At 57.8% G+C, this 21,764-nt stretch carries 16 protein-coding genes and 1 pseudogene; 8 read left to right on the top strand and 9 right to left on the bottom strand.

From position 1 onward, the window contains the following. Nucleotides 1–91 precede the first annotated feature (91 nt). Nucleotides 92–227: pseudogene (locus tag UNPA324_RS35835) on the top strand (NADH-quinone oxidoreductase subunit D-related protein); the annotation flags it as partial. Between the two features lie 17 nt (nucleotides 228–244). On the opposite strand, the gene UNPA324_RS29025 reads toward UNPA324_RS35835, so the two are convergent. The 5 genes from UNPA324_RS29025 to UNPA324_RS29045 all read right to left on the bottom strand — a co-directional run bounded on the left by UNPA324_RS29025 (nucleotide 245) and on the right by UNPA324_RS29045 (nucleotide 6,885). Further along, entirely contained in the window at nucleotides 245–697 is a 453-nt protein-coding gene (locus tag UNPA324_RS29025; RefSeq protein ID WP_128918717.1) for a DUF4399 domain-containing protein, read from the bottom strand. Between the two features lie 17 nt (nucleotides 698–714). Next, nucleotides 715–2,232 carry an SUMF1/EgtB/PvdO family nonheme iron enzyme gene (locus UNPA324_RS29030; protein WP_141937326.1) on the bottom strand — a complete coding sequence of 506 codons (1,518 nt, stop codon included), beginning with the start codon at nucleotides 2,230–2,232 and terminating at the stop codon, nucleotides 715–717. Nucleotides 2,233–2,697: 465 nt separating this feature from the next. Then, on the bottom strand, nucleotides 2,698–3,240 hold the full coding sequence (locus tag UNPA324_RS35385; RefSeq protein WP_181769554.1) for a hypothetical protein: 543 nt from the start codon (nucleotides 3,238–3,240) through the stop codon (nucleotides 2,698–2,700). Nucleotides 3,241–3,690: 450 nt separating this feature from the next. Then, nucleotides 3,691–3,966, bottom strand: a complete 276-nt coding sequence (locus tag UNPA324_RS36220) for a DUF7662 domain-containing protein (protein ID WP_430641883.1) — start codon at nucleotides 3,964–3,966, stop codon at nucleotides 3,691–3,693. A gap of 2,679 nt (nucleotides 3,967–6,645) precedes the next feature. Next, nucleotides 6,646–6,885 (bottom strand): hypothetical protein, encoded by a 240-nt coding sequence (locus UNPA324_RS29045; RefSeq protein WP_128918715.1) that lies wholly within the window; start codon nucleotides 6,883–6,885, stop codon nucleotides 6,646–6,648. 1,074 nt (nucleotides 6,886–7,959) lie between these two features. On the opposite strand from UNPA324_RS29045, the gene UNPA324_RS29055 reads away from it, so the two are divergent. Next, nucleotides 7,960–9,090 carry a PqqD family peptide modification chaperone gene (locus UNPA324_RS29055; protein ID WP_141937329.1) on the top strand — a complete coding sequence of 377 codons (1,131 nt, stop codon included), beginning with the start codon at nucleotides 7,960–7,962 and terminating at the stop codon, nucleotides 9,088–9,090. After that, nucleotides 9,077–10,153 (top strand): nucleotidyltransferase family protein, encoded by a 1,077-nt coding sequence (locus UNPA324_RS29060; RefSeq protein WP_128918712.1) that lies wholly within the window; start codon nucleotides 9,077–9,079, stop codon nucleotides 10,151–10,153. The genes UNPA324_RS29055 and UNPA324_RS29060 overlap by 14 nt, the downstream gene beginning before the upstream one ends. A gap of 129 nt (nucleotides 10,154–10,282) precedes the next feature. Here the strand turns inward: UNPA324_RS29060 and UNPA324_RS29065 are convergent, their stop codons facing one another. Next, nucleotides 10,283–10,669 carry an H-NS histone family protein gene (locus UNPA324_RS29065; RefSeq protein WP_128918711.1) on the bottom strand — a complete coding sequence of 129 codons (387 nt, stop codon included), beginning with the start codon at nucleotides 10,667–10,669 and terminating at the stop codon, nucleotides 10,283–10,285. A gap of 714 nt (nucleotides 10,670–11,383) precedes the next feature. Here UNPA324_RS29065 and UNPA324_RS29070 point away from each other — a divergent pair. Beyond that, nucleotides 11,384–11,752 carry an H-NS histone family protein gene (locus UNPA324_RS29070; RefSeq protein WP_128918710.1) on the top strand — a complete coding sequence of 123 codons (369 nt, stop codon included), beginning with the start codon at nucleotides 11,384–11,386 and terminating at the stop codon, nucleotides 11,750–11,752. Between the two features lie 48 nt (nucleotides 11,753–11,800). Here the strand turns inward: UNPA324_RS29070 and UNPA324_RS29075 are convergent, their stop codons facing one another. The 3 genes from UNPA324_RS29075 to UNPA324_RS29085 form a co-directional block, all read right to left on the bottom strand. Next, nucleotides 11,801–13,267, bottom strand: coding sequence for an exopolysaccharide biosynthesis polyprenyl glycosylphosphotransferase (locus UNPA324_RS29075; protein WP_141937331.1), 1,467 nt, complete (start codon nucleotides 13,265–13,267; stop codon nucleotides 11,801–11,803). Nucleotides 13,268–13,421: 154 nt separating this feature from the next. Further along, nucleotides 13,422–15,518: an energy-coupling factor transporter transmembrane component T family protein gene (locus UNPA324_RS29080; protein ID WP_141937333.1), complete on the bottom strand. Its 2,097-nt coding sequence runs from the start codon at nucleotides 15,516–15,518 to the stop codon at nucleotides 13,422–13,424. A gap of 93 nt (nucleotides 15,519–15,611) precedes the next feature. Then, the gene (locus UNPA324_RS29085) at nucleotides 15,612–17,945 is read right to left on the bottom strand and encodes an AAA family ATPase (protein ID WP_128918295.1); all 2,334 of its coding nucleotides are present in this window, start codon (nucleotides 17,943–17,945) and stop codon (nucleotides 15,612–15,614) included. Nucleotides 17,946–18,248: 303 nt separating this feature from the next. On the opposite strand from UNPA324_RS29085, the gene rfbC reads away from it, so the two are divergent. Genes rfbC through rfbA form a run of 4 tightly spaced genes read left to right on the top strand, consistent with a single transcriptional unit; the run spans nucleotide 18,249 to nucleotide 21,684 of the window. Next, nucleotides 18,249–18,806 (top strand): dTDP-4-dehydrorhamnose 3,5-epimerase, encoded by a 558-nt coding sequence (rfbC, locus tag UNPA324_RS29090; protein WP_128918296.1) that lies wholly within the window; start codon nucleotides 18,249–18,251, stop codon nucleotides 18,804–18,806. A 10-nt stretch (nucleotides 18,807–18,816) separates the two neighbouring features. Beyond that, the gene (rfbB, locus tag UNPA324_RS29095; protein WP_128948135.1) at nucleotides 18,817–19,875 is read left to right on the top strand and encodes a dTDP-glucose 4,6-dehydratase; all 1,059 of its coding nucleotides are present in this window, start codon (nucleotides 18,817–18,819) and stop codon (nucleotides 19,873–19,875) included. A gap of 8 nt (nucleotides 19,876–19,883) precedes the next feature. Continuing rightward, entirely contained in the window at nucleotides 19,884–20,873 is a 990-nt protein-coding gene (gene rfbD / locus UNPA324_RS29100) for a dTDP-4-dehydrorhamnose reductase (RefSeq protein WP_128918298.1), read from the top strand. Beyond that, nucleotides 20,782–21,684 (top strand): glucose-1-phosphate thymidylyltransferase RfbA, encoded by a 903-nt coding sequence (gene rfbA, locus UNPA324_RS29105; RefSeq protein WP_141937335.1) that lies wholly within the window; start codon nucleotides 20,782–20,784, stop codon nucleotides 21,682–21,684. Before rfbD ends, rfbA begins: the two co-directional genes overlap by 92 nt. Nucleotides 21,685–21,764: the final 80 nt, after the last annotated feature.

Below are 21,764 nucleotides of genomic sequence, written 5' to 3' on the forward strand. Positions count from 1 at the left end.
CGGATCGCCACTTCCGATGTACCCAAGAAGCCGACCTGACCTCAAGGAGGCCAATCGACAGGAACGGGCCAAAAGGCGACGATCCGCGCTCAATCTGGACCGCTCGCTCTCGCTCAACCGGATCTTCAAGGCGCGCAACGTCGACATCGGACGGGCGACCTTGGAGCAGGCCTGGGCCTGGGGCTTCTCGGGCGTGGCGGCGAGGATCAGGCGCAGCCTGGGACCTGCTACAAATGCCTTGCTTCTATTTGCCTCGCCGCGCTGAATCCGGGGGTCTAACGCGGACGGTGATTTTGTCCGATACGATTGGCGGATCGAAAGGATAGTGCTTGGCATCCCCTAGCACCAGTTGGAGCGTATGAGTACCGGGCGGAAGCTCAAGGAAGGTCTCAGTCTGTCCTGCTCCAAAATGGAGATGCGATTTATCCTGAAGAATGGGCTCCTTTGCATCAATGGGGTCGCTGACATCAACCAGCAAATGATGATGACCCGCGTTCTGGTAATCGTCGCCCGCATGCGTCACGCCCATGTTGCGCAACCCGAACCGAACCCAGAACCCGGCTCGGATTTTCTGACCATCATGCGGGGTAATGAAGTAGAGCTTTGCGTCCTTGGGGGCCGTCTTGCCCTGTGAATGTGCGACAGCCGGAAGCAATGCGAGTATCGCCGATAACGCAACGCAGCGAACGATTCCCATTGGGCCTACTCCAGCAACTAAGGATCGAGCGCAATACGGAAGCCGTGAGTCGGGTAACGAACATTAGTGTCGTAACCATCTCGATTTGCAGGCCGTACATATCTTGAATCATTTTTCCAGGATCCCGAGCGCAGAACGTGCGAAGTGCAGTCAGGACTGCTCCATGCCGATCCATCGCCGGGCGCACCCTGATACGTCTTATGCCAGCAATCCTCAACCCACTGATCGACGCCACCACCCATGTCGTAGAGTCCGAACGGATTAGGTTTGTAGTTCCCCACTTTCGCCGGCTGCTCAGCCGCCATATCACCGCAATCCTTGCATCCAGCCATTCGCGGCTGGAGCTTGTCGCCCCACCAATATTTAGTTTGCGTTCCACCGCGCGCGGCATATTCCCATTCAGCTTCGCTCGGGAGGCGATAAGGCTTCTTCGTCACCCGCGCGAGCCAGGCGACATATTGCTGCGCGTCGGTCCAGCTCACATTGCTCATCGGCGCATCGTCAAGGCCGCTGCCGGAGAAGGCGCATGCCTGGGCGGCTGCGCAAGTGTTCCACTCCTGAACCGTCACTGGGTACTTGCCTATTGAGAACGGCCTTAGCGTGACCTGGTGAATAGGCCTTTCGGTCGGATCATCATTGCTTCCCATTACGAAACTGCCGCCGCGAACGGCGACCATCTCGGGTTCGCGAACAGGCGTCGCGGATTGACTCGGCGCTGGAGATGGCGAAGGTGACGAAGACGATGAGGGGGATGGTTGCGCAATCTTCGTCGGTTCGCGCAAGGGAGGCTGCGGCGGAATAACCGGAGGAATGGTTGGCATGGCGACCTGCTCGGTCATTTTATCATGCGGTAAGACCAGCAGATACCACAGCACGCCGCCGGCAATGACCAGCAGCGTGATACTCAGGAGAAAAATCAGAGCGTTCTCTCGGCGGCCGCGCGTCCTGCCGACCGCTTCGGCATCCGGTAGCACGCGATAAACGCGCACGGGATCCGTGATGTTCTTGACTTTGCGATCTCCAAGTGACTCGTAGCTGCACACGACCTTGTGCTTGATCTGCTCGTAGATCGCACCTGAGATGTAGACGTGACCGGGATCGGCTAGACCCTCGATGCGTGTGGCGATGTTAACACCGTCTCCGTAAACGTCGTCTGGTTCTACAATGACGTCCCCGAGATTAACGCCAATTCTGTACTCGATGCGGGAGTGCTTCGGGAGCGAAGCGTTGCGACCGATGAGATTTTGCTGGATGACGATGCTGCAACGAACAGCTTCAACCGGGCTATCGAAAATGGCGATGAAGCCATCGCCCGTTGTTTTTACGAGACTTCCGTGATGCTCCGCGATACTGGGCTGGATGAGGTCCCGCTCTATCCGTTTCACGCGGACATGCGTTCCTTCCTCATCGGCCTGCATCATGCGACTGTAGGATGCGATATCGCCGACGATGATAGCTGCAAGGCGACGTGGCCCGACGCCCAGTGGCGGCGACTCATCCTGAGTTCCGGATTTGAAGTTGCGAATTTCGCCCATAGCGGGGATCCACAAGCTTTCAACGCGAGCTCAGCTTACGACTGCAAAATGCAGCCGTCTGTGAAAGCTATCACATTGGCCAATTGAGACAATAACGAAAGCATTGGGTTCCGCGAGGCGACGTTTCCTCGCAATTGAACCTTTTGTCCTTGGCGTCGACCAAGCCCGACACGATATTCAAACCTGAGCCTCGTGCTTCCCTGCAAGGCCGCAAATTCGAGACGCGCCCGTGACACCACGGCGCAAGCATCGTTTAAATGCGAAGTCGCCATCTGCCGGAACGGCGCGCTCGCAAGCAGCTTGTCAGAGCTCTACCGGCCTACGCAGCGGCAGCGGCCCAGGACCCCAATCGTTCACCAACTGGGCTCGGGGGTACCGGCATTGAAACGCCTTGCCCACGTTCAGGGCCGCCGGCTGCTTTGGATTGGCGACGCACCGTTAGGCCAACGGTTGTGCGGACTGCCTTCAACCCGCGGCGCGAGGATTGACAACCGTGTAGCCGCGCAATGATCGCGGGTGCATCCTCGTCGCGTGTCCGCCTGAGTTGGCGTCATACGCCATCCAAATATCGCCTCCGAGATGCTGTTCTAGAACGAAGACGTGCCCGCGCCGCGCCGCGACCATTCCGGGCGCGGGCGGCGTGCGAGGGAAACGTAGCCAATTGGCCGCAAGATTTAATTCAGGCACGACACGACCAAACACGCGCAGGGCTGCGCCACAACCACAGAATGAAGACGGGCAGCCGGCCGGCCGGCCGCCGACAATCCGGCTGTCCGCACGGGCACTCCCGGCCGCTACGCTGTTGGACGTGGCTAATGTGAGTTGTTGTGGGCGATGCTCCTGCAGTGAGTAGCGTAAAATTCGTTCGCGGCGCGCCTGCGTAAACGAGAAGTCACATGGCATGATGACATTGCATTCGGGCACTTGGCTGATGCGGTAAGGTCTTGCTTCTGAACAGATTGTACTGATGACAACGAAGAAACACGCAGAAAATACTTGCTTAAACATTGCAGGACTCCGAGGTGAGATCCTGCCCCGTCCCAAGCAACGAACAATTTTTGGGCTGAAAAGAGGCTAAAAGGACGGCAATTCCGCTACACTCTTGTCGATCCTCACGGCCAGACGTTGCGACTCAATCGATTAACCCGCTGAGGGAGTGCGCGTTGAATCTTTCCATTGATCCAGTCTACTGCGGGTCAAGAGCATCGTTCGCTCTGAGGCGAGCCGTCGCCCGGTTTGCTCCTGACGCAGGCATCGTTAGGGCTTAACCGCCGAGAACTCACCTCGAGCAATTCGAATTCGGGCTGTCCGATCAAGCGCACTTCAGTGGGCCGAAGCCGCGTGCGAGCTCACTCGATCGTCGTCTGCGCGGGAATGCAGCGCGCATCCCTACTAAGCTCTGACAGGCATAGAACCGCTGCAGCCACGATTACCGGATACGAAGGCACGCGGGAGCCTTCAAAGTCGATAAAACTCGACCGCTCGTTGTTTCAGCGAAACCCTAGTTGCAAAGCCTGCGTGCAGCCACGCCATAGACTGCGTGTGACCTTTGCGCGAACTCTCGTTTCCCCACCAGGCACTGAACTTGTAGGCTGATGGTGGTAATGGTCTACGGAGAATTTCTTCGATCTCTGAGAAGGTTAGCCGGATCGTCTGCGCACCCATGCGACGCTGCAACTCCTTCCGCAGTGGGTCGTAAACGGAGACACTCAGCTCGTTAGCAGTCACGGGCATGTTCAAATCCAGGGCAAGCTCCAGCTCAGGCTCAGTGATCCGCTCAAGCCGTGATCCGAAATTGCCCTTGAAGTGATCCCGCGGCTAAAGCATCTAAAGCCAGTAGAAATCGTTCTGAACATTTTCGCTGCAAGCAATTGAATTGCCCTTAGTTCGAATATCCGATGATTCAACGGGACGCGAAGAACAGCGATCAGAATTCGCGCGCTTGGTCGACTACAGCGACTATAACGCAGTGAATTTAGATCACTGCACTTTTTGCCCGAGGTCTCTTAGCAGCGTGTGGAGAAAGTCGCTGGCATGGTCGTATTGAGCGTTCCCGTGCGTGTGTTGACCAAGGAACGGATCCATTAACCGACCGATAGTCTCGGAGCCGAGTAGCTCAGTTCTGCGCGGCCACTGCAGCAGTAGAGGATCGGGTACGTCTTCTTCAGATCCGAACAGCCTTAAGAGGCAATGTTCACTCCGAGGCTTATGGTCGTGATGAGCCTTTGCTGCATAGAAAGCGAGCAGTCCACGGAAGGCATCACGGGAAACAAAAGGTTTTCCCATCGGAACTTCCCTGAATAAAATCAATAAACGCAAGTCTGAAGCCAATATGCGGGAAAAGCTAGCAAAAAATTTGAGTTCGCGCGTGTCCTCATAAAATGGTGCTGATTGCGATTAATCCGGAAGTCAGCGCTCATTACCTGTCTTGTCAAAACCCTCGAACGGGCGCGCTTTCGGCGGTCTTCTCGCTGATTTAATCGGGCGGCGAGGGGATTTATTTGGCTGGATAGCCACGCAGAGCTCGAATGGCAGACCGCATTGGCAAGGATAACACCTCGGCCCCGTCGCGAGCCGGGAACAAATGGCATATTTGACGATTGCTTCCGTGCTCTGGCGTCCACCGCCCCTGAAGCCGGAGCACACCACGGCCTCAGCCGCCCAAGCTGAGGCCGCTCTTTTGCATGCCATCTTCCGATCCCTTGCGATCCGCTGCCTATGGTCAAGACCGCGCTAGATCGACCGAAAAATAGCCAAGAAGCTTGGAAGACAAGTGGGGGCGATTGCACCGCGCGCAGCTTGGGGCTTCTACTCAGAAGATGATCAAGTGCGATGCCGATGGCGGGAGTGCGGCCCCGGCACGGCACACTGGAGGGAGAGACATTGCCCGGGGCCGCCCCGCGGATCCAACGTGGACCAGCATTCGAGCAACCGGGAGTTCGGGGGGATCGTTCCTAAGTGGTAATCAGCCGTTGAAGCGCTAGTTTCGTGACTTGGGCGTCCCCCGGACGCCCAATGTCCGCCGAAACGTCGCAATCCAATTTTCGGCCACATCGTGCTCATCCTCGACGTTGCATGCGTAGCTTCGGGGCCACCGGCGCGCTTGCGCTCACCACTACGCGCGTCGATCTGATCGAGCATGTGGTCGGCCAAACGGTGCGCCTTCCAGTAATTCAGCTGGTCGGTCATAGAGAGGGTTCAGTCAATTAGAGTGAACGGGAGACGTTGAAGCGCCTTCAACGAGCAGGCGGTCCACATAATTACCTTCTGCAGGGGAAAGCTTCAGAAGATCGAGGTCTGGCCAACGGTGCGCCCATGTCTTTGCGCAGGATTGTCTTTCAGCCACTTGCAAACCACGTGTCTCAACGCCACGCTCTCTGGCAAGCTAAACGGCTCTAGAGTGCTGCCGGGCTCAAAATATACGTCCCGGCAGCGATCCATTCTCAACTCAGCACTGAAATCCCAGTTCATTCTAGTTGTGCAATATCTTCGTCATGGGGCTTTTGGCGCGGCCGCCGTCACGCCGGCGCGCTCTCACTCTTCAGGGCCGGGCGAGCTTGGAGCGCATCCCAATCAGCAGCGTATAGGCAAGCCTGCGCCAAATCATGTTTACGAGAACTAGCATAGTGGCATCCCGCGTTTTGAGGGTACCAGCGTCGTCCCGCTTTGTTTCAGGGTCATTTCGTGGAGGGACGAAATGGCTTCACGCCCCCCTTCCTCGGCAGAGGGCAGCCGGGGGACCCCCGCATCACGCCATGAAGGCCGTCGTCGGGGCGACTTCATTTTCGTGACGGGAAGATTTGATCAGCCGCCTTCGCAGCATCGACGTCAACGAAGCGACCGATGTTTCGGATCACCAACCCGCTGCGATCGAACTGGCGGAATAGAGAATGGCGGAATTATCAAAACTTGGCGTCGCAAGGAGGGGCAGGGCGCGCCAGAAGGCTGGCGGAGAACAGAAAATAGGTTTGCGCATCCACGCCGGTTATCAATCCGGCCAGCATAGTAATCAGAAACGCACCGACTGGGGAAATCCCGCGCGTACCATACCCTTGCTTCTCAGCGCCTTCGCGCGCCCGACGAGGACACTGACCGCCGTCTTTCGCCGGAGCGCCGTGCTTCCGCCCTTCGTACTCTCTCCCGGAGCCGCCTCAATTGAGCCAGCAGGCTAACGAGTTCGATCCTCGTGTCACGCAGAACAGCCAGGCTGCAAAACCCACTACTCACTACAACACCCTCAACAGGCCCTCGGCGAATCCGTGACGGAAAGCTGATGATATCCTGATAAGGTCTAAGCAATGGATTCTAGAGCCGTCCGTTCGCTTTACGACGATACCCGGAAAATAGTTTGGGTGTTCTAATGCGTTGCAACACAAATACCTGAATCTGGAGGATGGGAATTTGAACGCACTCTCAGAAACGACCTTCAGAAACGGCCTCGGCATTTGCAGCAGCACGAAGGAAATCCGTCGTCCGAACGGTTGGCTCGTCGACCCAGGCTTCGCGGGCGAACCAGTTGTGATTGGCCTCACAGATTGGGCAACGAGTATTGCCGAAAAAGACGACACTCCGCTGGAAAGTCTCGCGATCGGACTTGATGCCAGTTGGGATCCCGCGACCCGTTTGCGGACACTTGATCATGATCATACCCATGCGCGCCTCCCTTAAAGGTATCGGTTGATAAAAAGGGCCGGTCGGCCGGAGTGCGCTCTCGTCGGTGCGGGTTACTTGGGGGGCATCGCACCTGGGGTCGTTGTTTGAGCAACGGGCAGATTGCTCATGAGGACGCTTCTCCAACCGACCGGATCTCCTGCTTGGCGAATTCTCGGGATACTGCCTACTTTGGCTGCTTCGACCTCAACCAAGAGCTTCTGGGAGGTCCCTCACAATTAATATGTACAAATCCCTGTGGCTTCGTGCCGAATGTTCCGCTCGCAACGAAACCCTTTATCTTCCTGTCAACGTTCAAATCAGCGGACCGGATCACTGGCTTCACTCCCTCATTAACTTCATTATATCCTACTTTTTGATTTAATGTACAAACTAAAATTTGGATCCTCGGTCCGATTTGTGACTCTCCGCTGATTGTTTTGCGGTTCTTGAGGGCACGAGATACTCTCACCAAGAATATCCGGCCCTCGCAGCACTTCAGCCGTGATTTGGCTTGGTAGCGGAGGGTTGGGCGTTAAATATGAAATAATTTTTGATTTTACGGTCGACCTGTAAATCTCGTTGTTAATTGCTGCCGATCACGTAAACTGACCCGTCCAGGTCTCGTTTCGGCTGGAGGAGACGATGTGGGAATTAAGTCTTAACGAATGCAACCACACCTTGAATGAGCCACACTTGGCTCAGATGCGCGCGGAATTGGTGAGCATTGGCGAGAAGGAGCGCATTCTAAGAGAGCGCAGTGCCGATCGCGAAGCATATCGGTACCTATTGGATGCTCATCGCTTGATCGCGAGGGCGAGCCATCTTCCAGAGCAGGTGTTGAACATTTCTCCGCCGGGAGGAGACAAGAACGGTCAGCTCGCGGCATGACCGGCCGGCTTTCCTTTTCAAACCGCGCCCGGTCGGGTGGCGTGTTCGGCTGAAGGGGAAATACAGCGCCGCAGTCCGCGCTAGAGAATCTCGCAGGCGACGGCAGTCCGTTGTGAAGCGCGGCAATGGCGCTTCCCGGACGCTGTCGCCACCTCGTCTGTAAAGGGCGAGGCAGATTTGTTCACAATGGTTGAAGCCGTGCTGGAAAGATCGTCGGCACAGATGGTGTTGAGACCGGCTCCGGACGTGGCGTTTGCGCTGCTGGACGGCCGATCAATGCTGTTCAGTGAAGCAGGGCAGAAGATCTTTGAACTCGACCGAGTAGGAGCATTCATTTGGTGTAAGTTGATGCAAGGCGCCTCTCTGGAAGAGATTTATCAAGAGCTTGGGGCGCTAGACATTGACGAGGACACGGCACGCCAATTCACGCGACAGCTCATAGATGTCTGGATCGATCGAGCGCTGCTCCAAGTCGATTGGCGAATGTCGATCGATTGCGCCTTCTCGGCGATTTTAGGTCGGCACAGAATAAGCGTCCGGGCCGCAAATCGGGACCTCCTGAGACGGCTGCTGTCGCCATTTTGTATTTCGGACCAGGGCGGCGGGAGCGACGGGGACATTGCGATCGAGGCAATGATGCTGGACGAGCAAGTGTTCTTGCGCGGGGAGGATTGCAGCATCTTCAGATGTGAAGTCGAAGCGCTGGCTCCTACGATCAAAGCGCACATCACCGAGCGGCTCATTCGCAGCAATCGTTGGGTCTTCTCCCTTCATGCCGCTTCCCTCGTGAAAGACGGTATGGGCCTGTTGTTGTGCGGCCAACCGGGAGCTGGAAAGTCTACCCTCACACTGCAGCTGGTGGACGCCGGACTCCGGTATGCCGGAGATGACGTTGCGCTGGTTGGTGCTGACGGAGCGATCTGCGGCATCCCGTTTGCTCTCACCTTGAAGGAGGGATCGTGGGACTTGCTCGCGCGATTGCATGGTGACCGGTACGACACGACGCATCGCCGCTCCGACGGCATTTCCGTGCGCTACGTGCCCATTCCGGATGCGCACAACCAAAGCCTTTCCGCAAGGTGGCTTATCTTCTTGAACCGCGTCGAGAGCGGTCCGGCCGAATTGACCGCGATAGACCAGTTGGATTCGATGAGGCGGCTCATCGATAACGCATTTGCTGCTGACGGAACACTGTCGCGGGCCGGCTTCTTCGCTTTGAAGCGGATAGTCACCGGCGCGCGATCCCTTCAATTGACCTTCTCCGAAGCCGTGGAGGCTCGGCGCATGCTTGTGGATCTATGCAATGGCAAGGCATAGCACGGCGCTGACGAGCCTCTGCAATTGCTTGCAAGGCCTGCCACCTGCCGATGTCGAGTGGACGTCGGTGATCGGGCTTGCAAATCAGACTCTGACGACGCCGGCGCTCATCGATTTTGTCGATAAATTTGCATCGATCCTGCCGGAGGACGTCGGTGAATATATTCGACAGATCCACCGCCGAAACGTACTGCGCAACAATCGGCTCTTCGTTCAACTCGAAGAAGCCGTCGTTGCCATGAACGGCCACGGCATTACGCCGATCCTGCTCAAGGGGGCATCGACGCTGGCGACCGCGCCCGAGGCGCGAAAAGGCGTTAGGTTAATGTCCGACCTCGATATCATGATCATGCCAGATGAGGCTAGAACGGCGGTCGCCGCTCTATGTGCAATTGGTTACGATATTCATGACCAGGCCCCTCCCGAAAGCCAGAGATGGCATGTCGAGCTGAATCGCTCACAGGATGTCGGGGCCATCGACCTACAGCGGGCAGCTCCAGGTCCCGCGTACCTCTATCAGAGCTTCGGGCATGCGCTGAGCCATTGCGTCCCTGCGACGTTGGGGCGGGGACGCGTATATATTCCCACGCCTATCTATCGCGCGCTCATGTTGATCATCCATGATCAGTTTCAAGACTATGGTTATTGGCTCGGCGATCTCGACCTGCGGCACCTTGTTGAACTGCGCGATCTAAACAATTCTGCCGAGGGCCTCGATTGGAGGGAACTTACCTCTCTTGTCTCGGGCGAATTGATGAAGAACGCGGTTGAAACCCAGCTGCTCGCTCTTGCTGAGTTGCTTGGCGTCGAGATTCCGGAAGAGTTTCGCTCTCGGCTGATTCCCCGTCTGCAGTTCGTGCGACAGTTGATGCAAGCGCGCTTTCCGGTCACACGTGTGCCCTTCCTCGCAATGATGGTGCTGGATCTCGGAAATTACCGGAAGGTGGCAAATGACACCATTCAACCCGCCACGCACCGGCGTGGGTTGTGGTCCTTGCCGAGGATGGGAACCCTGCAGTTTCTGTTAAAGGCGGCCGTCGCGGTGCGCGCAGGGAAGACCTGAACGACAAGCGGCTTCGCCAGTGCGGCAGATTCGCTGGGCCGACGCTTCAATGGCCGCGTTCGGAGTGAGCTGGTGCCTTCCATCCGTGGGCTAACGACATCGCGCATGCCGGCATTTGTAGTGGCAGGGTTATGAATGCTCGTGACCACCAGCATTCCGGTTGGAGGCTTCCCCGTTGTCGTGAATTCTGAACTCGTCCAGCGTGTGCCCCGATTGTAGCGCGGCGACCAGCCAGCGCGGCTGTTTGCCACGCCCAGACCAGGTCTCTGTCGGCTTGAGGGGGTTGAAGTACTTCGGTACGACCTTTGGGTATTTGCGGCGAGGCGGTTGGCTTGGGCCCGTGTCGGTTGCCCCGCCTTCCGCCCCTCCGAATTGATCCGGTTGATTGAGTTGCGCCAGGCGCTTCTCCAACTCACGCTTTTCGGCCGTGATCTTTTCAGCAAGAATCTTTGTTAGCTCCTCGTGGAGGAGCCAAAGCTCTTCAAAATCCATGGCCTCGAGATCCTGCCTGCGCATAGCATTCTCGTCACCGTTCGACCGCCGCCTCCCTACCTTCATCTCACGTGAATACCGATTTTCGAGTGAACAACATGGCAGGGCAAGGCTGGTCATTCAAATTGACGCGAGAATAAATAAATAATATATTATTTAATATATATTGCGAGGATTATTTTCACCGCTCTATTGATGGACGAAAAACCTTGCTGCAAGCTCGAAAAGAAGCATTCGATGTTGTCGGCTGCCCGCTGGTACGTCTTCAAGCGGCAGTGAGTGAGTTTATAGCTCCTTCGGGTGCAGGGACCGACATCCAGGCTTTGAAGCTACAAATCCACCTGCGAAAGCTCGCTTTGAGAGACATCGCAGTCATAAGCTCGCGTTTGCAGCGGGCCGATGGTCGAACTTCAGGAGGATTGCCAGCGAAGCGCGGCCTGGCGCACCGGTCATATTCGCCAGGAATGCGGCGTGGCAGATTGATCAGGCGCCCCGTTTAATCAGCCATTTTCGCTTGAGGTGGGAGGGCGGTGCACGTAAGGCGCGTGTTCCCAGTTCGGCTGCTATTAAATTCAGCTGATAATTCATTTTTCAGTCTTGATTGGAACCGGCGACGCAGCTATGTGGAGGCCGCACTTGCCGTTCGGTTCCACATATTTTTTGGGTACAACCCGACACTGTGCTCTTGATTATCGGGACGGGGACGATATTAAATGGGCGCAACTACAGGATGCTAGCATGTCGACCAAGAAGCTCGAACTAGAAGCGCTGTCCATTGATGACCTATGGTCGCTTCATGAGGAAATTAGCGGCATTTTGTCGGATCGGATCAGGGCGGAAAAGCAGGAGCTGGAGAAGCGCCTGGCGGTTCTCGGCGGCGGGGCGGCTATGTTAGCCGAAGCAGGCGGGGCGGGCGTCTCTCCGACCGGCAAGCAGAGGCGCAAATATCCGCGCGTATTGCCGAAATATCGTAACCCGCAGACTTCCGAAACCTGGTCAGGCCGTGGCAAGCGACCGCGTTGGCTGGTCGCTGCCATGAAGTCCGGTCGCCGGATCGAGGATTTCCGTATCGGGGAAGCGGCTCCGAAGCTTCGGCAGCGGGCATGAGGACAAGTTGCGCCAGCGGCTGGGCAACTTGGTGTGTGGCGATCTGGTCTAGTAAGCGTTGCGCCCGCGCAATACTTCCATAGGAGTTCGCAACAGGATTGCGAGATCCAGCCCAAGACTCCAATTGTCGATGTACCAGAGATCGTACTGTACTCGAGCTTCGATCATCGGCGCCGTGGGTGTTGCGCCGCGGCAGCCGTGGACCTGGGCCCATCCGGTCAACCCCGGCCTGACCCTCCGGCGAAAGGCGTAGTTTCGCACGAGCTTGTCAAACTGTCCGTCGTGCGCCAAGGCATGCGGACGCGGGCCCACCAGCGACATGCTGCCCTCAAGAACATTTAGCAGTTGCGGCAGTTCGTCAAAGCTCGTCCGACGCAGCCATTTGCCTACGCGGGTGACACGTTGGTCGAGTGGGGTGGCCTGAGCGATTACGCTACCGTCCTCGAGCACATGCATGGTCCGAAATTTGCGGATCAAGAATGTCCGACCATTGAAGCCACAGCGTTGTTGTCGGAAGAATACGGGGCCAGGAGAATCCAGCTTGATTGCGACTGCAGCCAGCGCAAGCAGTGGTGCAGATAGCGCCAGCGCCAGCCCCGCCCCGACAACATCAATGGTTCGCTTGGTCGCGCACTCAAGGTAGGTAAGGGGACCGCGCTGCAATTCAACGCAAACAGCACTTCCCAGACTTCGCGTAGGATGTCGAAGCAATTCGGATGTCGTGCCGACGGGCACGAACATGATCGGGAACGGCAACACCCGCAGATCGGCGACAAGTGCTCGAAGCTCGGGCCATCGCTCCGGACTGGCCTCGACGACCACTTGGTCGAGCGGGGCGTTGCGAATATAGTCGATTAGGCGAGAGGCGAGCCGCTTTCGACCGGCAGGCCCGAAGCCAATCGGCGGCAGGCTGAAGCGTCCCTTGATGCAATAACCGTGCATAGCCAAGGCCTCTGGCAGGCCGGCGTTTTTCGAAAGCGGTTGGTCGCTGATTAGAACGATATTGGTGCTAGCGAATTTTCGTTCGCTCAGACCTCTTACCAGCAGCGTCCTGACCCCCCATCGCTCGGCCACAAGTAACGCCAGGCCGAGGATGGCGAAGACTGGGGCTGTCTCCTGAGATGCGCCGGGGCGGATTGCAAAGCCGTACGCGGCCCAAATCAAGAGCGACAATGACGCCCAGGTCGCGCAGACGGCCCGAACCTGGTTCTTGAGCATGAAGAGCTCAATTGGGCGATAGAGGCCCTGAGCCTTCAGCGCTGACGCCACACAGGCTGCGCTGACCAGTGCCAAGCCAAATGCGTTGCCCTGTTCCCCCCCGGTCGGCCCGTTCTGGAACCGGTCCATAAACGTAACGACGACGCTCGCAAGCAAAATCGTCACGATATCGGCACAGAGCGCAACGTGTTCGATCCGGTCATAACGCAGGGGCCATTTGTGCCGGGATACCAACGGCTCAAGGCTGACACGAGCCGTATCGTTTTGATCGGGGAAGTGTCGGTTCACGAAGTTCATGGCGAGGTACTCGAAACAGGTATTTAATATATTATTAACTGATTGAATATATCAAGTTAAAATAACGATCATTTATATCGCGCGCCGCATCGCTTGGGTTCGAATCTAGCGCATGTGCTCCGTCGTCCGCATGTCGAGCGGAAACCCTTTGGTGTTATCGCGCTGTCCCGCGGCCCGATACTCGGTTCGGCGGAGGGAGGTCCGTTCCGGTGGATGGAACCCGAACTTCCTTGCTCATGCTCTGAAGGGCAGCTGAATCCCGCTCGGTGGTCAGTTTGTCCACCAAGCCCTTCCCGTCCGCCGACGCCGATTGATAGGCGGCGTTAAGAGCGGGGCGGAGACTGGGCTGTTTGGCAAGGACAATCCTGACGTCACGCTGCACCAGTTCACGCAGCTCAACCTCGCTTGCGGCCGAGACCTCGCCGAGAGCGACAGTGAGTCTCAGCGGAAACAAGGCCAACTCGTTTGGTGCTGTGTAGTACGAAAGTTTCAGCAAGGCCGCGACATCATATTCGGCTGATCTCTGCTCTCTCGAGAGAGCCGCAAGCATAAGCCAAAGATCACCTCGTAGCGGCGAGTACTGCAGTGCCTGCGCCAATGCGGTCGGCGTGGCCGGGGCGACTTTGATCTCCGGCCTCGACGCTGCCGCTTCATTGGCGTTGAGCTGCGGCGCAGGTGCGAGCCCCCCGGGACGCAAGTCGCCGTCAGCGCGAAGTGAGCTCGGAAGGAGCGCCCTTAGAATGACTTGGCGTGCCGCTTGGCTGGCGGCCGCTTCGATCGGCAAACCACCCGGATTCCGTTGCTGAGCGAGCAGCCAGACCGTTTGCGCGATCAGGGCGACTGCGAAGCAGCCCAATCCAATACGCATCGTCGCCGTGCCAATCTCATAAGTGCGTGTTGGAGCACATGTCGGACCTCGACTATCCGGTTCACTTACAGGTCGCGTTGATTGCGACGGCAAGGCGGCAGTGCCTGTATCACGTTGGCTTTGAGCGACCGCCAGTCCGAACATGGCGACGGCGAGCAGCGATGCGCCGAACTCGAGAATGCCGTCCTCGACCAAGGCCAGCATGGCTAGTGCAGCCGCAGCGCCGGAACCAATGGCCGCGTAGACGTAGTCACGCCTTCGCCGCAGAGAGCATCTGAGCAAAGCCGCGGCGCCAAGTACCGCAACCGTCAACACGCCATACAGAAAGGGGCGGCCCATTTCGATTGCGATGGCAGCGGCAGCCGTCAGGCGCTCTGGCGACACCGGCGCGCCGATATCGCGATGGATCGGCAGCAGTGCCACGTACGTTCCTGCACCGGTCCCGGCTTGGCGGGTGTTTTGCAGCATTCGTTCAGTCGCCGTCGGGGGATGCGCGGATAAGGCGATCGTGAGATCGGTATTCTGCCTCACCGGCAGCAGGGTGAACGCCGCCAGAAAGAGAATTGCAGCCGTCGCAAGCACGCTAGCCATTCCCCAAGGCCCATAGAACCAGTTCTGGATCGCGAATGCGGCGAGAACGATTCCCACTCCGAGCAGTGCAGCTATGGCAGTTCTCGTCGAGTCCTCCCTGGCAAGGATCGCCGACAGGCAGAGCAACGTCGCCAGGAGTGCGAACGACAGGGTCGTCGCCAGCTGAAATGAGATTTTCTTGGCCCGGCGGCGTTCCTCGAACGCACGGGCCGTCATCGCCGCAGACAGCACCAGGCCGAGCACTGCCGGTACTGCACCGGCCACGACCGGCAAGGGAGTATCGCCGGGCGAGAGAAAGTCCGCTCCCATCGCCTGTCGCATTAGCAAGTACGCACTGACGATCGTTGCGAACGAGACTAGCATGGTGAGGAGCTGCCAAGCACGCTGTCTATCCAGCGCGACAACGGTCGCGACGAGCGCGAGGGCAACAGCCGTACTGTAATGCACGAATGCCCGCATGGTTGCGCCGATGTCCACCGTGAGCCGTTCAGCAAGGGGGATGTTCAAGGCGGCAGATGCGGTGGCCCATATCGGATTGCCGGAGCCGTGGATAGGAATTGGGACAAGTTGAATAGTCATGTAGATCGCCGGTACAACGAGAATGACGAGGGGAAAGAGCAGTAACCGCCGTACCAGGCGAACGATTGCGGAGGATGAGGTGAAAACTGCGGTTGCAAGCACCGCGATCGCGAGAAGTGCAGAGCATAGAACTCGCGCTTGTGGGATCTCGGGCATTGCAAAACCCACGGCAACGGACACCAGGAGTGCCACCATCAGGAACCTGTCGAGCATACAACGTCACCTCAGGGGTTGGCGTTTCTCCGAAGGCTCGGGCACAGCAGACTCTTCGACGACAAATCAGCAGGTCGTATGGCGACAGGCCGCTCAGGAGCTCGAAAGACCATAGCGTATATAGTGACTGTCATCGTAATAATCGCTTCGGTGGGTGTCGTATCGCGCCATCGCCTTGATGTCAGTCTTGTTCAGTACTGCGCCGATCAGCGAGTCCGAGATCGTCGGGGCGGTGTGCAGTGCATGCTGCACGACGTCGATCTTGGTGCGTCCCCACTCGACGACGAGAACGTAACAATCGATCAGGGGAGCTGTTACCCGTACGTCGACAAGCGGACTCAGCGGCGGAAGATCGACAATGACGTAGTCATAGCTTTGTCGCAGGCGATCAAAGAGTTTGCATATCGACCCGTCGGACAGAAGTTCGCTTGAGTGAAGCACTCGGCCGCGCTGAACGGCCGGAAGGACGGCAAGAGTCGTGTTCGGATCCCGCCATACGACCTCATCGAGTGAGCGATCGCCTTTCATGACTTCAATAATGCCATCCAAAGCCTTGGGGACGAGACGGGCCGAGAGCGATGGATTCCGCAGATCGCAGTCGACTATGATCACCTTCTTCCCGCTGTGCCCGATAAGTTGCGCCACGGAAGCGGCAATCGTGGTCTTGCCCTCATTTGGGAGGGCCGAAGTTACGCCAATCACCTGGTTGGGGGTCTTCGCCGGGCTATGGTCGATCGCAATCTTAATCGATCGGATGGCCTCAGTGTACCGAGAGAGAGGCATGCCCACGACGGCGCGATGGATGTCCGGAGCGCTCGAAAGTATTCGTTGGTTCGAGTCTTCCTGCGTCTGTTGCGGCCGAGCTGCCGACCTCTGCTGCCTGGGCAAACTCAGGATCGGCACGAGGGATAGGCACGGCAGGTCCAGCGCTGCCTCAAGCTGGGAAGACGTGCGGAAAACGCGATCCATTACGTCCCGCACGAAACCGAGGAGCAGTCCCAGCGCGAGCCCTCCCAGAAGTCCGACGCTCAGCACCACCTTGGCTTTCGGTTTGCTCTTGGTTTGAGCGGCAGAAGCGGGGAAGATGACCCGGGTTTCCGAGATCGGGAAGCTTTCCTGCTGGGCCGAGCCCATGTACTGCTGAAGGAAAGTGTCGTACAGACCCCGTAAGCTCTTGGCCCGACTCTCAAGATCTCTTATCGTGAGCTCTGCCGAGTTTGTGAGGCGCGACTGCGCAATGGCCACAGAGAGACGTTTTTCGATCTCCTGCTGCCGCTGCTTTGCAAGTTCGGCTTCGCTGCGGCTGATCTCGGAGAGTCTCTTAACCTCGTCCAGAATGGAGACGCGAAACTCACGCAGCCTGTTTCGGATGTTGACAACCGCCAGATGATCTCGACCGACGCGGGCGGATAACTCGGCCTCGCGCCTGGCAAGTTCGAGATATTGCTGGCGTAGCGACGTAATGATCGGACTGTTCATCGCGTCGGAGCCTATGGCATCCAGATTGCCGATCGAGGATGGTTTGGCCGGATCGACGGCAAGGAGAGCTTCGTAACGCGACAGCTTGGCCGTGGCTTCTGAACTCTGTGCGCGCGCGGTAGCCAGCCGCGTGTTGAGTTCGGTGATCTGCTGCTCGTCGATCGGCTTTCCTCCGGACGAAACGATGTTGTTTTGAGATTTATAAGCCTCGACTGCACGTTCAGCGGTCAGCGCCTCCTCACCGAGGTTTCGCAGTCGTTCCCGCAGCCAGCTCGTTGCAGTTCGAGTGGCTTCAAATTTCGCCTCGAGCTGGTCGTTGATGTAGGCTTTGGCAATTGCGTTCGCGATGTCCGCCGCCAGCGCTGGGTCGCTCGAGGTGAACGCGATTTCAATAACGTGACTGTAGCCAACTCGGCCGGCAGATAGGCGATCCAGAAAGTTCGCAATTGTGGCTTCCGAGGGCTGCTCTGGCGGAGTAGGTTGCGCACCTTGTGATGGAGCGGACCTCCACCTTCGAAGCAGGCCCAGTAACCAGGATTGCAGCGGCCGTACCTCCTTGAAGTCAGGGTGATCGGCTAACGTCAACTGCTTGATCACAGCCGCAGCAGTCGCCTGCGACTTGATGATCTGCAGCTGCGTTTCGATTTGGGTAACGTCGACGGTTGGTTCGGATAGAAGCGATTGCTTCTGGAGGAACTGCGCCCTTGGATTTTCGAACAGGACCTGAACCTGCGCTGTATAGGCCGGCGAGACCAATCGTAAGTATATGAGGCTGGCGGCACTTGCGAGGAGAGTGGCGAAAATGATGACGAGGTACTGTCGCCGTATAAACACGAGCGCCAATTTAATGAGCTCGCCGATGCCCGCGGCGTTTTGTCGATCCGGCTGCATTTGTGCGGCGGAGGGGAGACGTGCCCCGTCGGTCTGGAGCGTATTGGTCTGAAGCATCGGACAATTCTCTCGACTGTCGACAATCGCGCGGGAGCAGCCCGTGGCCACGTATTGGCGCCACGGGCTGATTTAAAATAATATATCAGATAAAATTTGTATTGCCAATTAAATCCGGCTCAGGCATTAATTGCCGAATAATTAATTTGAATGACGGAAGGGCGTGGCGTCCGATTAACTCCTGACATTTGTCGCGACCAGAGCGAGGCCGAACTGGTTCGGCCGGAGTGCTCGATGCGCGGTGCATTGAGAGGATCAGGTCGACCGCCCGGGCGATAGCGCTGCGTATCGGAGCGTGCAGTCATGCTGGAAGTGCGAAGTTTGGCGATTCCGGACGTCAAGATAGTCCGATCGAAGCGCTTTTCCGATATGCGGGGCTATTTCTGCGAGACGTTTCGCCGCTCTGCCTTTGCCGAAGAAGGAATTTCTCACGACTTTATCCAGGACAATCAGTCCTGCTCGGAGCGGGTGGGGACGGTTCGCGGATTGCACTTCCAGAGGCCTCCGTTCGCACAGGCCAAGCTCGTCCGTGTGTTAAGGGGCGCGATCCTTGATGTGGTGCTCGATCTTCGGAGGCGATCGCCGACATTCGGCAAGCACGTTTCGGTGAAACTGGATAGCGAGAGTGACGAGCAGCTGCTCGTTCCAAAAGGGTTCGCTCACGGCTTCTGTACGCTCGAGCCTCAAACCACGGTCTTTTATAAGGTCGATGAGGTCTATTCGCCGGACCACGATGGCGGCGTCTATTGGGCGGATCCGGAGTTGGCGATCGAGTGGCCGGTTAAGGCCTCGGAGGCGCAACTGTCGCCGAAGGATCGAGCGCTTCCGTCCTTCAATCAACTCGCTTCAGTGTTTGAATAGAGGGCGTGTCATGCGTGTCCTGGTGACGGGTGGAGCGGGATTTATCGGGTCTGCGGTCTGTCGCCAATTGGTCTTGGAAGCTGAGGCCTCGGTGGTCAATGTCGACAAGTTGACCTATGCGGCCAATTTGGCCTCGCTGGCATCAATCGACGGCACCAGCCGTTATCGATTTGAGCAGCACGACATCTGCGATCACGAGGCGGTCACTCGTCTATTCTACGAATGGGAGCCGAGCGCAGTCATCCACTTGGCGGCGGAGAGCCACGTCGATCGATCGATTACCGGCTCGGCAGCGTTCATCAGCACCAACATCGTCGGCACCTATACTCTGCTGGAAGCAGCCAGGCGATATTACGACGGGCTTTCGAGCCAGAAACAGAGACAGTTCAGGTTCATTCACGTGTCGACGGACGAGGTCTACGGTTCATTGGGGCCGGTCGACTGCTTCCGGGAAGATACCCCTTACCGGCCGAGTTCACCCTATTCGGCGAGCAAGGCCGCCTCGGACCACCTCGCGCTCGCCTGGCATAGGACCTATGGCTTGCCGGTGATCGTGTCGAACTGTTCGAACAATTACGGACCGTTCCAATTCCCGGAAAAGCTCATTCCTCTGACGATTCTCAACGCGATTGAGTACAAGTCGCTGCCCGTCTATGGCGACGGCAGCAATGTGCGCGATTGGCTTCATGTCGACGATCACGCAGCCGGCCTGATCCGGCTGCTATTCGAGGGCAGAGCCGGCGAGAAGTACAATTTCGGAGGCGATAGCGAACGCTCGAACCTGGAAGTCGTCACCCGGATCTGTGACGTGCTTGATCGTTTACGTCCGGGGCCGGCAGCCAGGCGATCGTTGATCTCGTTTGTGTCGGATCGCCCGGGACACGACGCGCGCTACGCGATCGATGCGTCCAAAGCTCGCAGCGAGCTGGGATGGAAGCCGACCCGAAGCTTCGAACAAGGTCTCGCCGACACGGTGGAATGGTATCTGGCCAGCGGCACCTGGTGGGCGCGGGCTCGCAATATGGTCTACGACGGTTCGCGTCTTGGCCTCCCAGCCACCCGACACTGAGGTTGCCAATGATCGAACAACCGATCCTGATTGCTGGTCGAAGTGGCCAATTGGGCAGTTGCCTTCATGATCTCGCTGCGCTTAGCGGCGTGTCTGCGGTCGCGCTCGGACGTGAGGAGCTCGATCTTGAGGTCCGCGAGGGGGTCGACAGAACGATCGCCTCGATCGCCCCCTGCATGATCATCAATGCCGCGGCCTATACGGCTGTGGATCAAGCTGAATCCGAGGCCGGAAAAGCCTTCAGTATCAACCGCGATGGTGCGGCTGCGTTAGCGGATGTCGCATGGCAGAGAAACATTCCATTTGTGCATGTGTCGACCGATTATGTCTTTGACGGTGCTAAACGCGAGGCTTACGACGAGGCCGACGTGCCAGCGCCGTTGAACACATATGGTGCATCAAAATTGGCCGGCGAGGCGGCCGTATTGGCGGCGCACCCTCTCGCGACCGTCGTCAGATCGTCTTGGATCTACAGCTCAACAGGCACCAACTTCGTTCGCACAATGTTGCGGCTGGCCGAAACGCATCCAATGGTAAGGGTCGTCTGCGACCAACACGGAAGCCCGACGTCGGCGGCGGAGCTGGCCGCAGCGCTCCTGAAGATTGCGAAGCGGTCGCTTGCCGATGATCGCCGCATCGCGGCAGGCATCTTTCATGTGGCCGGCCAGGGGACAACAAGCTGGCACGGCTTTGCCGAAGCAATCTTCGATGGCTTGTCCCGTCGTGGAGTGCGGCCGCCGGCGCTGGAAGCGATCACGACAGAGCAGTATCCCTGCGCCGCGCGCAGGCCTCTGAACTCGCGCCTGGATTCATCTAAAGCGGAGCGCGTGTTCGGAATTCGATTGCCGGCCTGGCGCCACTCTCTCGAAAGCTGTCTCGACCAACTTGTCGGAAAAGGAGACACCGATGCTGAAGGGAATCGTCCTGGCTGGCGGCAGCGGAACTCGGCTCTACCCGATCACGCATGTGGTCAGCAAGCAGTTGCTGCCCATCTATGACAAGCCGATGATTTACTACCCGCTGTCGACGCTGATGCTGGCAGGAATCCGCGACATCCTGGTGATCACGACCCCGGCGGACCGGTCTCAATTTGAGCGATTGCTCGGGAATGGAAGCCAGTGGGGAATTCGGCTCAGCTATGCGGAACAGCCTCGTCCCGGCGGCTTGGCGGAAGCGTTCATCGTAGGTGCCGATTTCATCGGAACCGATCGGGTCGCAATGGTGCTCGGAGACAATATCTTCTTCGGCGGCGGCTTGCGCGAACTACTCGCAAGGGCCGCAGCCCGCGAGGAGGGGGCAACCGTGTTCGCGTATCACGTACGTGACCCCGAACGATACGGCGTGGTCACGTTCGACGACATGGGCCGCCCACTTCGAATCGAGGAGAAACCGAAAGAGCCGACATCGAACTGGGCCATCACCGGTCTCTATTTCTTCGACAACCGGGTCGTGCGATATGCCCGCCGTGTCGAGCCGTCGCCGCGGGGAGAGCTCGAGATCACCGATCTGCAAATGCGCTATCTCGCGGCCGGCGCTCTCCACGTCGAGCGCATGGGACGGGGATTCGCATGGTTGGATACGGGCACGGTCGAGTCGCTTATCGATGCAGGGACCTTCGTACAGACGCTCGAAAAGCGGCAGGGCATGAAAGTGGCGTGTCTCGAGGAGGTCGCCTTCCGGCAGGGATTCATCAATGAACATCAGCTCCGCGGACTGATTCAGCCGCTGGAGAAGAGCGGATACGGCAGGTATCTCAATGAAATCCTGCGGTTGCCTGAGGCTCGTTCCGGCGCCGCAATCGAGGTCTGATCTGCGATTTAAATTTGCTTTCATTTAATTAATTGACCGATATCGCTCTTTTAAATTAAATACTAAACTTGCGAAATTTG

The sequence above is a fragment of the Bradyrhizobium sp. UNPA324 genome (assembly GCF_006658635.1).
GTDB classification, from domain to species: domain Bacteria; phylum Pseudomonadota; class Alphaproteobacteria; order Rhizobiales; family Xanthobacteraceae; genus Bradyrhizobium; species Bradyrhizobium nanningense.

What these genes read in the sequence shown, in the direction of transcription:
- UNPA324_RS29025 (WP_128918717.1), bottom strand. Translation starts at nt 697, where the DNA reads ATGGGAATCGTTCGCTGCGTTGCGTTATCGGCGATACTCGCATTGCTT.
- UNPA324_RS29030 (WP_141937326.1), bottom strand. Translation starts at nt 2,232, where the DNA reads ATGGGCGAAATTCGCAACTTCAAATCCGGAACTCAGGATGAGTCGCCG.
- UNPA324_RS35385 (WP_181769554.1), bottom strand. Translation starts at nt 3,240, where the DNA reads ATGTTTAAGCAAGTATTTTCTGCGTGTTTCTTCGTTGTCATCAGTACA.
- UNPA324_RS36220 (WP_430641883.1), bottom strand. Translation starts at nt 3,966, where the DNA reads ATGCCCGTGACTGCTAACGAGCTGAGTGTCTCCGTTTACGACCCACTG.
- UNPA324_RS29045 (WP_128918715.1), bottom strand. Translation starts at nt 6,885, where the DNA reads ATGGGTATGATCATGATCAAGTGTCCGCAAACGGGTCGCGGGATCCCA.
- UNPA324_RS29055 (WP_141937329.1), top strand. Translation starts at nt 7,960, where the DNA reads ATGGTTGAAGCCGTGCTGGAAAGATCGTCGGCACAGATGGTGTTGAGA.
- UNPA324_RS29060 (WP_128918712.1), top strand. Translation starts at nt 9,077, where the DNA reads ATGGCAAGGCATAGCACGGCGCTGACGAGCCTCTGCAATTGCTTGCAA.
- UNPA324_RS29065 (WP_128918711.1), bottom strand. Translation starts at nt 10,669, where the DNA reads ATGCGCAGGCAGGATCTCGAGGCCATGGATTTTGAAGAGCTTTGGCTC.
- UNPA324_RS29070 (WP_128918710.1), top strand. Translation starts at nt 11,384, where the DNA reads ATGTCGACCAAGAAGCTCGAACTAGAAGCGCTGTCCATTGATGACCTA.
- UNPA324_RS29075 (WP_141937331.1), bottom strand. Translation starts at nt 13,267, where the DNA reads ATGAACTTCGTGAACCGACACTTCCCCGATCAAAACGATACGGCTCGT.
- UNPA324_RS29080 (WP_141937333.1), bottom strand. Translation starts at nt 15,518, where the DNA reads ATGCTCGACAGGTTCCTGATGGTGGCACTCCTGGTGTCCGTTGCCGTG.
- UNPA324_RS29085 (WP_128918295.1), bottom strand. Translation starts at nt 17,945, where the DNA reads ATGCTTCAGACCAATACGCTCCAGACCGACGGGGCACGTCTCCCCTCC.
- rfbC (WP_128918296.1), top strand. Translation starts at nt 18,249, where the DNA reads ATGCTGGAAGTGCGAAGTTTGGCGATTCCGGACGTCAAGATAGTCCGA.
- rfbB (WP_128948135.1), top strand. Translation starts at nt 18,817, where the DNA reads ATGCGTGTCCTGGTGACGGGTGGAGCGGGATTTATCGGGTCTGCGGTC.
- rfbD (WP_128918298.1), top strand. Translation starts at nt 19,884, where the DNA reads ATGATCGAACAACCGATCCTGATTGCTGGTCGAAGTGGCCAATTGGGC.
- rfbA (WP_141937335.1), top strand. Translation starts at nt 20,782, where the DNA reads ATGCTGAAGGGAATCGTCCTGGCTGGCGGCAGCGGAACTCGGCTCTAC.